The 13284-nt window shown below is 64.5% G+C and carries 12 protein-coding genes; 10 read left to right on the forward strand and 2 right to left on the reverse strand.

Going from position 1 to position 13284, the window contains the following annotated elements; translation table 11 throughout:
* Nucleotides 1-27 precede the first annotated feature (27 nt).
* The 4 genes from FJW08_RS30800 to FJW08_RS30815 all read left to right on the forward strand — a co-directional run bounded on the left by FJW08_RS30800 (nt 28) and on the right by FJW08_RS30815 (nt 4978).
* Nucleotides 28-723: an ABC transporter ATP-binding protein gene (locus tag FJW08_RS30800; protein WP_140813576.1), complete on the forward strand. Its 696-nt coding sequence runs from the start codon at nt 28-30 to the stop codon at nt 721-723.
* Nucleotides 723-3272 (forward strand): ABC transporter permease, encoded by a 2550-nt coding sequence (locus tag FJW08_RS30805; RefSeq protein WP_140813577.1) that lies wholly within the window; start codon nt 723-725, stop codon nt 3270-3272. Before FJW08_RS30800 ends, FJW08_RS30805 begins: the two co-directional genes overlap by 1 nt.
* A gap of 230 nt (nt 3273-3502) precedes the next feature.
* Nucleotides 3503-4276 (forward strand): Bax inhibitor-1/YccA family protein, encoded by a 774-nt coding sequence (locus FJW08_RS30810; RefSeq protein WP_140763966.1) that lies wholly within the window; start codon nt 3503-3505, stop codon nt 4274-4276.
* A 105-nt stretch (nt 4277-4381) separates the two neighbouring features.
* Complete coding sequence (locus FJW08_RS30815) at nt 4382-4978, forward strand: GNAT family N-acetyltransferase (protein ID WP_140813578.1); 597 nt, start codon at nt 4382-4384, stop codon at nt 4976-4978.
* A gap of 93 nt (nt 4979-5071) precedes the next feature.
* On the opposite strand, the gene FJW08_RS30820 is transcribed toward FJW08_RS30815, so the two are convergent.
* Nucleotides 5072-5452, reverse strand: coding sequence for a DUF2794 domain-containing protein (locus FJW08_RS30820; protein WP_140763972.1), 381 nt, complete (start codon nt 5450-5452; stop codon nt 5072-5074).
* Nucleotides 5453-6086: 634 nt separating this feature from the next.
* Between FJW08_RS30820 and FJW08_RS30825 the strand changes: the two genes are divergently transcribed.
* From FJW08_RS30825 to FJW08_RS30850, 6 genes are all read left to right on the forward strand, one after another.
* Nucleotides 6087-6746: a cupin domain-containing protein gene (locus FJW08_RS30825; RefSeq protein ID WP_140813579.1), complete on the forward strand. Its 660-nt coding sequence runs from the start codon at nt 6087-6089 to the stop codon at nt 6744-6746.
* 35 nt (nt 6747-6781) lie between these two features.
* Nucleotides 6782-7852, forward strand: a complete 1071-nt coding sequence (locus FJW08_RS30830; protein ID WP_181183095.1) for a PotD/PotF family extracellular solute-binding protein — start codon at nt 6782-6784, stop codon at nt 7850-7852.
* Nucleotides 7853-7873: 21 nt separating this feature from the next.
* The gene (locus FJW08_RS30835; protein WP_140813581.1) at nt 7874-8737 is read left to right on the forward strand and encodes an ABC transporter permease; all 864 of its coding nucleotides are present in this window, start codon (nt 7874-7876) and stop codon (nt 8735-8737) included.
* Nucleotides 8737-9534 (forward strand): ABC transporter permease, encoded by a 798-nt coding sequence (locus FJW08_RS30840; RefSeq protein ID WP_140813582.1) that lies wholly within the window; start codon nt 8737-8739, stop codon nt 9532-9534. Before FJW08_RS30835 ends, FJW08_RS30840 begins: the two co-directional genes overlap by 1 nt.
* Nucleotides 9531-10643 carry an ABC transporter ATP-binding protein gene (locus FJW08_RS30845; RefSeq protein ID WP_140763987.1) on the forward strand — a complete coding sequence of 371 codons (1113 nt, stop codon included), beginning with the start codon at nt 9531-9533 and terminating at the stop codon, nt 10641-10643. Before FJW08_RS30840 ends, FJW08_RS30845 begins: the two co-directional genes overlap by 4 nt.
* 72 nt (nt 10644-10715) lie before the next feature.
* Nucleotides 10716-12101, forward strand: coding sequence for an FAD-binding oxidoreductase (locus tag FJW08_RS30850; RefSeq protein WP_140813583.1), 1386 nt, complete (start codon nt 10716-10718; stop codon nt 12099-12101).
* A gap of 58 nt (nt 12102-12159) precedes the next feature.
* On the opposite strand, the gene FJW08_RS30855 is transcribed toward FJW08_RS30850, so the two are convergent.
* Complete coding sequence (locus FJW08_RS30855; RefSeq protein WP_140813584.1) at nt 12160-12969, reverse strand: thioredoxin family protein; 810 nt, start codon at nt 12967-12969, stop codon at nt 12160-12162.
* Between the last annotated feature and the right edge of the window lie 315 nt (nt 12970-13284).

Genomic DNA, 13284 nt, shown 5'->3' on the forward strand with positions numbered 1-13284 from the left:
TCCCTTCCCATATAGGACGCTTTCATTTTGACAGAAGCCGTCATTGCGCTGAAAGACGTATCCCTGACGCTCGGCGAAGGGGCTTCGTCCGTCCATGTGCTCAAGGGCGTCAGCCTCGAAGTCGCGCGTGGCGAGGCGACGGGCATCGTCGGTCCGTCCGGGTCCGGCAAGTCGACATTGCTGATGGTGTTGGCCGGGCTGGAAAGGGTCGATTCGGGCACGGTACGAATCGCCGGCGAGCTGCTCAACGGCAAAAGCGAGGATCAGATCGCCTCGTTTCGCGGCCGAAACATTGGCATCGTGTTCCAGTCCTTCCACCTCATCCCCAACATGACAGCGCTCGAGAACGTCGCGGTGCCGCTGGAACTGGCCGGCAACGCCGATCCGTTTTCGGTGGCGGAGCGGGAACTGGCGGCCGTGGGCCTCAGCGACCGCGTCACCCATTATCCCGGGGAACTCTCGGGTGGCGAGCAGCAGCGCGTGGCGATCGCCCGTGCGCTGGCACCGTCGCCGCGCATCCTTATCGCCGACGAGCCGACCGGCAATCTCGACCAGGCGACGGGGCGGCAGGTCGCCGACCTCCTGTTCGCCAAGGCCGCCGAGCGCGGCATGACGCTGGTGCTGGTCACTCATGATCCGGCGCTCGCGGCGCGCTGCTCGCGCCAGGTTTCGATGCGCTCCGGGCGGATCGAAGCGCCGGCGCCGACCAAGGTCACCGCCTGATGTCGCTGGCGCGGACCTTGAAGCTTGCCATCCGCTTCTCGCTGCGCGAGATGCGTGGCGGTCTGTCCGGGTTCCTCATCTTCCTCGCCTGCATCGCGCTCGGTGTCGCGGCCATCGGCGGCGTCAATTCGGTGGCCCGCTCCATCACCGCCGGTGTCGCCGATCAGGGCCAGACGCTGCTCGGCGGCGATCTTCGCTTCCAGATCAACCAGCGCGCCGCCAGCCAGGCCGAACGTGGCTTTCTCGATGGGCTGGGCATCGTTTCGCATACCGCCGGCATGCGCTCGATGGCGCGCCTGGCCGACGGATCCGACCAGGCGCTGGTCGAGGCCAAGGCGGTCGACGATGCCTATCCGCTCTATGGCGCGCTGGAAACCGAACCGGCGCTGTCGAAGCAGGAACTGTTCGGCGGGCAGTTCGGCGTTTTCGGCGCCGCGGCACCCGACCTCTTGTTCGAACGGCTGCATCTCAAGATCGGCGACCGGCTGAAGCTCGGCACCGCCATCTTCGAACTGCGCGCCAGGCTGGTGACCGAGCCCGACGCGGTCTCCGACGGGTTCGGCTTCGCGCCAAGGCTGATGATCTCGACCGAGGCCCTGGCCGCCACCGGGCTGGTCCAGCCGGGCAGCCTGGTCGAGAACGCCTACAAGGTCCGGCTGCCCGCCGGTGCCGACGAGGCGAGGCTCAAGGCCATCCAGGACCAGGCGGCCAAGGATTTTCCGGAGGCCGGCTGGTCGGTCCGCACGCGCAGCAATGCCGCGCCGGCACTGTCTTCCAACATCGAACGCTTCTCGCAGTTCCTGACGCTGGTCGGGCTCACCGCGCTGGTGGTCGGCGGCGTCGGCGTCGCCAATGCGGTGCGTGCCTATCTCGACGGCAAACGCGGCGTCATCGCGACCTTCAAGAGCCTGGGCGCATCCGGCGGCTTCGTCTTTGCCGTCTACCTCGTGCAGATCCTGATCATCGCCCTGCTCGGCATTGGCGCCGGCCTGGTGCTGGGCGCGCTGATGCCCTTTGTCGCAAGTGCCGCCCTGCAATCCGTCATTCCGGTGCCGGCTCAGGGAGGCTTCTATCCCGGCGCGCTGGCCATGGCGGCGCTGTTCGGCCTGCTGGTGACGCTCGCCTTCGCGCTGCTGCCGCTCGGCCGCGCCCGTGACGTGCCGGCAACCGCGCTGTTCCGCGAGATGGGGCTGGAAGGCCGCGGCCTGCCGCGCCCCGTCTATGTCGTTTGCGCGCTCGGCATCGCGCTTTTCCTGGCGGCGCTGGCGATCCTGTTTTCGGGCGACCAGCGCATCGCCTCGATCTTCGTCGGCGCCACGATTTTTGCTTTCCTGGTGCTGCGTCTCGTCGGTGGACTGGTGCAATGGGCAGCCAGGAAGAGCCCGCGCGTGCGCTTTGTCGCGCTGAGGCTCGCCATCGGCAACATCCACCGGCCCGGCGCGCTGACGCCGTCCGTAGTGCTGTCGCTGGGGCTTGGACTGACTCTCCTGGTGACACTGGCGCTGATCGACGGGAATCTCAGGCGCCAGATCTCCGGCAACCTGCCGGAGCGGGCGCCGAACTTCTTCTTCGTCGACATCCAGGGCAGCGAAGTCGATGCCTTCTCCTCGCTGATCGCAAAGGAGGCGCCGCGGGGAACGCTGGCCAAGGTGCCGATGCTGCGGGGCCGGGTGATGGCGCTCGACGGCGTCGATGTCGACAAGCTCAAGGTGCCGGCCGAGGGCGCCTGGGTGCTGAAGGGAGATCGCGGCCTGACCTATGACGCCACGCAGCGGGAAAACGCGACGCTGACCGAGGGCAACTGGTGGCCGGACAATTATGCCGGCGAGCCGCTGGTTTCGTTTTCCGACAAGGAAGGCAAGGAAATCGGGCTGAAGCTCGGCGACACCATCACCGTCAATGTGCTCGGCCGCAATGTCACGGCCCGGATCGCCAATTTCCGCCAGGTCGAATGGGAGACGATGGGCATCAATTTCGTCATGGTGTTCTCGCCCAACACGTTCGCGGGCGCCCCGCATGGCTGGATAGCCACGCTCACCGAAAAGAACGCCTCGACGGCCGACGATGCGCGCGTCCTCAATGCCGTCACCCGCGCTTTTCCAGCCGTGACGACGGTGCGGGTCAAGGACGCGCTCGACATTGTCAACCGGCTGGTCGGTCAGCTCGGCACGGCGATCCGGGCGGCGGCCGGCGTGGCGCTGATCGCCTCGGTTCTGGTGCTTGCCGGCGCGCTTGCCGCCGGCAATCGGGCGCGCATCCATGACGCGGTGGTGCTGAAGACGCTGGGCGCGACGCGCACGACGCTGATATCGGCCTTCTCGCTGGAATACATGCTGATCGGGCTCGCCACCGCGATCTTCGCGCTCGCCGCCGGCAGCGCCGCCGCCTGGTTCGTCGTCGCGCGCATCATGGCCTTGCCGTCGCATTTCATGCCGGAGGTGGCGGCCGCCACGATTGCCTTTTCGCTGGTGATCACGGTCGGCATCGGCCTTGCCGGCACCTGGCGGGTGCTCGGCCACAAGGCGGCACCCGTGCTGCGAAACCTCTGATTCGCCGGCCGGCGCCGCCTGCTCCAGTTAAATCTTGGTAAGAATGCCATCCAAAACGGCCGGCGAAGCGGCATTTTGGCCTGTCACGAACCGTTACACCCGGTTACGGTCTTGTTCTCGACGCGAATAACCATCATATTTCAGCACAGGCATGCTGGAGTCCCGCCAGCGGCGCCTGGGTCCGCAAGAGGCCCGACACCGGACGGGGCAGAAGCAACAGAGGATTTCCAATGGCTGATCCCATTCGCAATTACCAGACGTCGGCGGTGCCCGGCGTCCGCGCCGACATCGACCAGGGTCTGCGCGCGTATATGATCAAGGTCTACAATCTGATGGGGCTTGGCCTGCTCATCACCGGCCTTGCCGCCGTCGGCACGATCATGCTGGCCACCACTACCGACCCGGCCTCGGCCGTCGCGACGCTGCCGAGCGGCGAGATGCTGACCTCGTTCGGTTACGCGATCTTCGGTTCGCCGCTGCGCTGGGTTGTCATACTGGCGCCGCTGGCCGCAGTGTTCTTCCTGTCGTTCAGGATCCAGTCGATGAGCGTTGCCGCCGCGCAGACGACCTTCTGGGTCTATGCCGGCCTTGTCGGCCTGTCGCTGTCGTCGATCTTCCTGGTCTACACCACCGCCAGCGTCTCGCAGACCTTCTTCGCCACCGCCGCCGCCTTCGGCGCGTTGTCGCTGTTCGGCTACACGACCAAGCGCGACCTGACGGCGATGGGCTCGTTCCTGATCATGGGCGTGTTCGGCATCATCATCGCCATGGTGATCAACATCTTCCTGCATTCGTCGGCGCTCTCCTTCGCCATCTCGGCGATCGGCGTGCTGGTCTTCGCCGGCCTCACCGCCTACGACACGCAGAAGATCAAGGAGATGTATTTCGATGGCGACGCCTCCGATGTCGCCGGCCGCAAGGCGATCATGGGGGCGCTGAGGCTCTATCTCGACTTCATCAACCTGTTCATGTTCCTGCTGCAGTTCATGGGCGACCGCCGCTAAGCGGTATTGGACCATCAACTCTCGGAAGGGCGGCCCAATGGCCGCCCTTTTCTTTTGCGCGGGCCTCTGCTGTTGTTGAGGGCACATAAGAGGTTTGCATAGAGAATGAGCAATATCGTGATCAGGTCGGCAACCCCGGCCGACCTCGACATCATCACGGAAATCTACGCCGACGCGGTCACCAACGGCACGGCGAGCTATGAGCTGGAGCCGCCCAGCCGCACCGAGATGGGTACGCGATTCGCCACGCTCGCGGCCGGCGGCTTTCCCTATCTGGTGGCCGAGAAGGACGGCGCCGTGCTCGGCTATGCCTATGCCGGCCCCTTCCGGCCGCGCCCGGCCTATCGCTTCATCGTCGAGGATTCGGTCTATGTCGCGCCCGATGCCAAGGGCCAGGGCGTCGGCCTCAAGCTGATGCGGAGCCTGGTCGGCGCGGTCGAGGTGGCGGGCTTTCGCCAGATCGTCGCGGTGATCGGCGACGGCCACGCCGACAGCGCCTCGGTCAGGCTGCATGAGAAGCTCGGCTTCCGCCATTCCGGCCGCCTCGAAGGCTCCGGCTACAAGCACGGCCGCTGGCTGGACACGGTGTTCATGCAGCTATCGCTGAACGGTGGGGCATCGGTGCCACCGGATACCGATTCATTGCCGGAGCGGAAATTCCGGAAGGGAATTGAAGAAGTGAAGAGGGAATTGAAGAACTGAAGAATTGAGGAACTGAAGAACGGAAGAAAAAAGGGCGCTTACGTCAGGCGCCGAGAGTCTTTTTCCTCAATTCCCCAATTCCTCATTCCCGGCTCAAACCTGAACCAGCATCAGCTTGCTGTCGAAGACGCCAAGCACGCGGCCAAGCTCCTGGCCGCGTTTGAGGATGCGCCCGCCCGCGGCGATGACGGCGAAGGCGCCCTGTTTGCGCGCCAGTTTCGGATCCTTGACGATCTGGAACAGCGGCACTTCGCTGGCGCGGCGAAAGACGGAAAAGACAGCGCGGTCGGTGAGATGGTCGATGGCGTAGTCGCGCCATTCATTGGCGGCGACCATGCGTCCGTAGAGCCTCAGGATCTGGTCCAGTTCACGCCGGTCGAAGCGGACCGGCTGGTCGAGGCGTCGCGCCTCGTGTAGCGGGATCAATATTGCGGATGCGTCACCATCCCCCATCCCGCCGCCGTCATCAGTCATGCCTCGATCCTTCAAAATGAATCTTTGCCAACCAAAGTTGGCCTCTTCGCACCGCAATTGCAAGAGCCGGCGAAGCGAAGCCGGCGGCGGGCCGTTTCCGCCGCGTCCGGTCACGTTTGTGAAACGCTTGTTGGAATTGGTGATGCTTCGCCACATTTCTGCCTTTTTTTATCCGCGCTCCTGCCCCAATGTCCGACGAATTTACCGGCGTTGCCTGAGACGGTTCGGTCCGGCACCGGCTCGTAAACCCCAAGCCCCCCGCCCACGGGTCTGCGTCGGATCGAACCAACCTCGGCCTTTTCCTCGGAAAAGCCAGGTGTGCGACGATCCCAAAACCTAAATGACCGACGTCAGAAGCAAGCTGACGTCGGTTTTTTCGTTTTTGGACCCTTTTGCCCCGATTACAGCATGTCCCGGCGAACGGGATTCGCCCGACCTGCAGTAAGCTTCCAATTTTATGCATGTCGTTGTCCCGGAACCGAGGATACTTCAGGGCGGCATGCATCATGGCGACCACTGGAACTCGGCGTAGAGCCCGAAGCCGCCAGCCCCGACATCCGCTATTCAATTCCGTCGACCGTGCTTGCCATTTGCCGTTTCACTTAATAGGGTGTTAAGTGAAACGGAGACGGCAATGCCACGCGCATCGGACTCCACGGCAAAAGAATTGACTGGTGGGGCGGCCGCGCCAGATGGCGTCGGCGTCGGCCCTCGCATCAAGGCGTTGCGGACGGCGCGGCGCGTCTCGCTGCGCCAGCTCGCGGACATGACCGGTACGACGGCGAGCTTCATCAGCCAGCTCGAGCGCAATCTGTGCGGTGCCAACACAGGCACGCTGCTCAAGATCGCCGCCGCTCTCGACCTCGGCATCAACGATCTGTTCGAGGACAATGCCCGCCCCCTGCACAAGGTGCTGAGGCGCGAGGAACGGCCGGTCCTGCCGGTCGGCGTGCAAGGCCGCAAGATGCTCCTGTCGCGGCGGCCGATCCACCAGTTCGAGGTCTATGCCGGCCATTTCGAGGTGGGCGGCTCGACCGGCGACGAGGCCTACGTCCACAGCGGCGAGCATGAAATGTTCATGGTGCTCAAGGGCACCGTCGAACTGACACTCGCCGACGAGCGCCATGTAATGCGCGAAGGCGACAGCGTCGAATACGCGACCTCGGTGCCGCACCGCACGGTCAATGTCGGCGACACGCCGGCGGAGGTGCTGTGGATCATCGCCCCGCCAACCGCCGGCGCGCTCGAACTCGATCAATACAGGCCCGGAAACCGCTCGCATCCGGGTGAATGAAAACAAATGCGAGTGCTGCAATGGGAGAGTTGATCATGAGACTGAGATTTGGACATGCGGCGTGCGTCGCCGTGCTTCTGGCGGCCACCGCCGCGCTCGCGCAATCCAAGCCGGTGGCGGGAGAGGTGGCTGAAGGCTCGCTGAAGGGCAAGACGCTGACCTTCGTGTCCTATGGCGGAATCTACCAGGACGGCCAGGCGGCCGCGCTCAAGGAGTTCGTCGACAAGTCCGGCGTCAAGCTGCTCAATGACGGCCCGACGGAGATCGCCAAACTGCAGGCGCAGGTCGAGTCCGGCAATGTCACCTGGGACGTCGTCGATACCGACGATCTGCCGCCCTATGTCTATTGCGGCAAGCTGTTCCAGAAGCTCGATCTGACCAAGCTCGACGTCTCGAAAATCCCGGAAGGTCAAGTCGGCGAATGCTCGGTGCCGGCGATGAACTACGGTGTCGTGCTGATGTACAACAAGGAGAAGTACGGGGATAATCCGCCAAAGAGCTGGGCCGACTTCTTCGATACCCAAAAATTCCCAGGCGTGCGCGGGATCGACGGCTCCGGCAGCCCGACCGGCGGCCTGCTGGAACAGGCTTTCAAGGTTGCCGGCGGCGACCCGAAGACGATGACGGTGGCCGATATCGACAAGGCCATCGATGTGGTCCGCAAGCTCGGCCCCGACACGATCTTCTGGAAGACCGGCGCCGAATCGCAGCAACTCGCCGAATCCGGCGAGGCCGACATGCTGATGATGTGGACGGGCCGCGCGATGACGGCGGTCAAGAACGGCGCCAAATACGCGCCAGCCTGGCAGGACTGGCTCGTGGTGATGGACCAGATGACGATTCCCGTCGGCGTCAAGGATACGGATGCATCCTACGCGCTGCTCAATGCCTATCTCGGCAAGCATGCCCAGGAGATATTGGCGGAGAAGACCTCCTACACGCCGATCAACAACGACGCGAGGCCCAAGGTCGACGCTTCCGTCGCCGCCTACCTGACCAATACGCCTGAGCGCCAGAAGCAGGGCTACAAACAGAACTTCAAGTTCTGGGTCCCGAACTTCGCGGTGGCGCAAGAGAAATGGTCGGCGCTGATGGCCGGCAACTGACCGGCTGACGGGACACAGACCGTGAGCGCGTCCGATCCAACCATTCCCGCTGTCGAAAGGCGCTGGGCATGGCGGCCGTACGCGCTCGCGCTGCCGGCGCTGGTCCTGCTCCTGGCGGTGATCGGCTATCCGCTGCTCACCATCGTCCTGCGCAGCCTGTCGGAGCCGGACTGGGGCCTGCAGAACTATATCTGGTTCTTCAGCGCGCCCATCAACCTCACCGTGCTCCAGCGGACCTACGTCATCTCGGCGTGGGTCACGCTGGTGTGCGTGATCTCGGCCTACCCTTACGCCTATCTGATGACCGCGGTCGGGCCGCGTGTGCGGCTGGTGCTGATGCTATGTGTGCTGATCCCGTTTTGGGTGAGCGGCGTGGTGCGCACCTTGTCCTGGGTGATCCTGCTGCAGGATTCAGGGGTCATCAACTCGATCCTGCGATCGCTCGGGCTCAGTGGCGTCAGGCTGATCCGTACCCAGACGGGCGTGGTCATCGGCATGGCGCAGGTTCTTTTGCCCTTCATGATCCTGCCGCTCTATTCGGTCATGAAAGGCATCGATCTCAGACTGATGCGTGCGGCGCAAAGTCTTGGCGCGCGACCATCCCGCGCCTTCTTCACCATCTACCTGCCGCTGTCGCTGCCGGGCGTCTATGCCGGGGCGATCATCGTCTTCATCCTGGCGCTCGGCTTCTACATCACACCGGCTTTGCTCGGCGGACCGCGCTCGACCATGCTGTCCACCCTGGTGCAGACACAGGTGCTCAGCCTGCTGCAATGGGGCAGGGGCGGCGCGATGGGTGTGGTGCTGCTGGTCACGACCTTCGTGCTGCTGGCGCTCGCCGCGCCGGTGATGCGATCCAGGTACCGGGACGCGGGGCGGCAGTGATGGAGATGAAGCCTCTCACCCGCGTCATCCTGGGCCTGGTCTGCCTGCTGGTGGCCATATGGCTGGTGGCGCCGACGCTGGTCGTGGTGCCGATGTCGTTCAACGAGAACAAGTCGCTGGCGTTTCCGCCGCAGGGCTTCTCCTGGCAGTGGTACCAGAATTTCGTCACCAACCCGGATTGGTCGAACAGCTTCCTCAATTCGCTGAAGGTCGCCTCGATCGTCGCGGTGCTGGCGACGGTGCTCGGCACGCTCGCCGCCTTCGGCCTCGACCGCATGAAAGCGCGGCCGGCAAACCTGCTGCGCATGCTGATGCTGACGCCGATGGTGGTGCCGGGCGTGGTGCTGGCGATCGGCATCTACGCGGTCTATCTCGATACGCGGCTTGTCGGCACGCTGCTCGGCTTCGTGCTCGCCCACACCATCCTTGCGCTGCCCTTCGTGCTGATTGCCGTCTCGGCCAATCTCGAAGTGTTCGACAGGCGCCTCGAGACAGCCGCGGCGAGCCTGGGCGCGAGCGCGCTCACCACGTTCCGTACGGTGACGCTGCCGCTGATAGCGCCAGGCGTGCTGTCGGGCCTGTTGTTCGCCTTCGCCACCTCCTTCGACGAGATTGTCGTGTCGCTGTTCATCACCAATCCCTACCTCAAGACATTGCCGGTGCAGATCTACGCTTCCATCACGCGCGACGCCGACCCGACGGTAGCGGCCGTCGGCACGATCCTGTTGTTTGCCACCACGATCCTGATCGGCGGCGGCATGCTTCTTCTTGGCCGCGAGCGGAAAGGACGCCAATGAATCGGGGACAAGAGAGCAGGGGCGCGGCGATCGACCTCGACTCGATCAGCAAGGCCTATGGCAACTTCAAGGCGCTGGACGGCGTGTCGCTGCACATCAAGGCCGGCGAGTTCATGACGCTGCTCGGGCCGAGCGGCTCCGGCAAGACGACGACGCTCAACGTCGTCGCCGGCTTCACCGAGGCCAGTTCTGGCGCGCTGGAAGTGGGCGGCAAGAGCGTCGTCGGCGTGCCGGCGCACAAGCGCAACATCGGCGTGGTGTTCCAGCATTACGCGCTGTTTCCGCACATGACGGTGAGCCGCAACGTCGCCTATCCGCTCGCCCTGCGCGGTGTGGCCGGCACCGAGCGCGAACGCCGCGTCCGCCAGGCGCTCGACATGGTCAAGATGGCGGATTTCGGCCACCGCTTTCCCAGCGAGCTTTCGGGCGGCCAGCAGCAGCGCGTGGCGCTGGCGCGCGCCATCGTCTTCGATCCGCCGCTGCTGTTGATGGACGAGCCGCTCGGCGCGCTCGACAAGAAGCTGCGCGAATGGCTGCAGCTCGAAATCAAGCGCATCCACCGCGAACTCGGCACCACCTTCGTCTATGTGACGCACGACCAGGAAGAGGCGCTGGTGCTGTCGGACCGCATCGCCGTGTTCAACCGGGGCCGCATCGAACAGATCGGCACCGGGCGCGAGCTGTATGACGAGCCGGCGACGCTGTTCGTCGGCAAGTTCATCGGCGATTCCACCGTGCTGCGCGGGGCCGCCGCCACCTCCGGCGGAGAGACGGCGATCGACATAGCGGGCCAGAAGGTAGCGACAGCCAAGCGTCTCGCCAATGGCGGCAGGCCGGTCATGCTGCTGCGGCCCGAAAAGCTGGTACTCGCCCGCCGTGGTGCCGACGGCGATGGCCGCAACCGGCTCACCGGGCGTATCGGCGAAGCCATTTACCTCGGCTCCGGCTCCAAATACGAGGTCGATCTGGCCGACGGCTCGAAAGCCATCGTGCGCTCGACGCTGGAAGCAGACAATTTTGCCATCGGAGACGAGGTCGAGGTGCTGTTCGCCGGCGCCGACGTCAAGCTGCTCGCCGACGACGACAAGGCCGATCTGACGCTTACCTGAAACCCTTTGTTTTAACGCAACTCCGGACGGAAAACCGCCTTTCCCGGAATTGCCTTTCGAAAGCAGTCCGCAATGCAAGCCAAGCACAATGGCGACGTGTCGTTCTGGTATGCCGATATCGGCGGCACCCCCGCTTATCGGCCGCCCTTGCCCGGCGACATCGAGGCCGATGTCTGCATCGTCGGCGCCGGCTACACCGGCCTGTGGACCGCCTATTATTTGAAGAAGGCGCAGCCCGCGCTGCGCATCGTCATCGTCGAGAAGGAGTTCGCCGGCTTCGGCGCCTCGGGCCGCAATGGCGGCTGGCTGTCGGGCGGTTTCAGCTGGTCGCGCGAGAAATACGCAAAAACCTCGTCGCGCGGCGCCGTGATCGACATGCAGCGCGCCATGTTCGGTACGGTCGACGAGGTGATCGCGGTGACGGAGGCCGAGGGCATCGATGCCGATATCCGCCGCGTCGACAACATCACCGTCGCCACCAATGCCGCGCAGTTGCAGCGCGCCAGAGCCGAATACGAGGAGCTGCTGGGCTGGGAGATGCCGCCGGAGCGGCTGGCCTTCCTCGACGCGCGGGAGGCGCGCCAGCGCATCGCCATCGACAAGGTGCTGGGCGCCTTCGTCGTGCGCAACGTCGCGCGTGTACAGCCGGCCAAGCTGGTCCAGGGCCTGGCGGCCGCAGTCGCGCGGCTCGGCGTGCCGATCTACGAGCAGACGCAGGTGCTGGCGATCGAGAAGGGCAAGGTCACCACCACCAGGGGTATCGTGCGGGCGCAAAAGATCGTCCGCGCCACCGAAGGGTTCACGGCGGGCATTCCCGGCTACGAGCGTCTCTGGCTGCCGCTGAACAGCGCCATCGTGGTGACCGAGAAGCTGCCGCAAAAACTCTGGGACGCGATCGGCTGGACCGGTTACGAGGTGCTGGGCGATGCCGCGCATACCTATTGCTACGCACAGCGCACGCGCGAAGGCCGCATCGCCATGGGCGGCCGCGGCGTGCCCTACCGCTTCGGCTCGCGCACCGATGTGCGCGGCCAGACCCAGCAGGCGACCATCGATCAGTTGCATGAGGTGCTGACCAGGCTGTTGCCGCAGACCAAAGGCATGCGCCTCGACCATGCCTGGTGCGGCACGCTCGGCGTGCCGCGCGACTGGTGCACGACTTCGGGCTTCGACCCTGAGAGCGGCATCGGCTGGGCCGGCGGCTATGTCGGGCTCGGGGTTTCCAGTTCCAACCTGTCGGGCCGCACCTTGCGCGACCTGGTGCTCGGCCACGATACCGAACTGACCCGGCTGCCCTGGGTCAACCGCACGGTCAAGAAATGGGAGCCGGAACCGCTGCGTTGGCTCGGCGTCCACACCATGTACCAGCTCTATCGCATCGCCGACCGGCGTGAAGCAAACGGCTTGGGCCGGACCTCACGTCTTGCCGCCTTTGCCGATCGCCTGACCGGACACTGAAAGCATTCGAGGGAGATGTGTAACGGTTTCCGTCTGGATCGCGCCGAACCGCGTGACGTTACAGCTGGCGCTCCAGGGAGGTCTCGGATCCGGGCCTGTGGATGAAAGCCGCGCCCAGGATCGGGCCTGGCAGGCCATCCTTGCCGACCGACTGCAAAAGCACGGCGCAGCCGGCCTTCTTGGTGATCTCGCTCAGCGGCAATTCGTAGCGCTGCGCCTTGCCGTGCCACATGCCGGCGGTCTGGATCCCGGTGACCGCGTTCCAATAGGTCATCTTGCGGCCGGAATTCTCGCCCTGGCCGATCTTGACCGTCTGCGGCGCGTCGAAATAGACGATGACGACATGGGCGTCGTTCGGGCCGGTGCCGGCGTCACCTGTGTCGATGATCACGCGGTCGCCGATACGGCTGATCTTGATGGGCACACGCATGCCTTCGCCGTCACGGGCCATTCGGGCAAGCGCGCCGTCGACCTCACCGCGATTGGCGCCGTTGACATGCATCCGCCCGTTCAGGACGGCTTGCGGCGTATAGACGGAACGGCTGCTGAAATAGCGCATATAGTCATATTGCCGCTCGGTGTTTTCCTTGCGGCTCAGCGTGTCCTTCCAGCCGAGATAGTCCCAGTAATCGACGTGATAGGCGAGCGCGACAAGGTCTTGCCTGGTGGCGAGTTCGGCGAAGAACGCATCCGCCGGCGGGCAGGAACTGCAGCCTTGGCTGGTGAACAGTTCGACCACGCCGAGCGGCCGGTCGGGCTTTTCGGCCTGGGCCCTTTCGGGCTCGCTGGCAAGGCCAGCACCGGCAAAAGCCGAGAAGGCCAGCGTGAAGGCTGCCAGCCACAATGATCGTCGCGAGACCATGACCATTCCAATTCCCGCCGGTGGTGCCGGCTTTGTTCTGCTTTGCCCAAATATGTGGCAGAACGGGAAGTCAACGGGAAGTCACGTTGCGGTGAAATTTTACCGCGGCAATCGTGAGGTAAGGCCCCAATAGGAGAAGCCACTGCATTTCAAGGCGTGGTTCGATTCGGCGGCGGCATCATCCCCATGAGGCAGGTTCTCCTGACCCCTGTCAATCTCTATTGCGAGCGAACCGGCCTGGACTTTGGTCCGAGCCGGTCAATGCTTGGACGAACCTTGCCTTTATCGCAGCGGAACTGTGGGGTGGGAGTAGGGGAGTAG

The sequence above is a fragment of the Mesorhizobium sp. B3-2-1 genome (genome assembly GCF_006439515.1).
Taxonomy (GTDB): domain Bacteria; phylum Pseudomonadota; class Alphaproteobacteria; order Rhizobiales; family Rhizobiaceae; genus Mesorhizobium.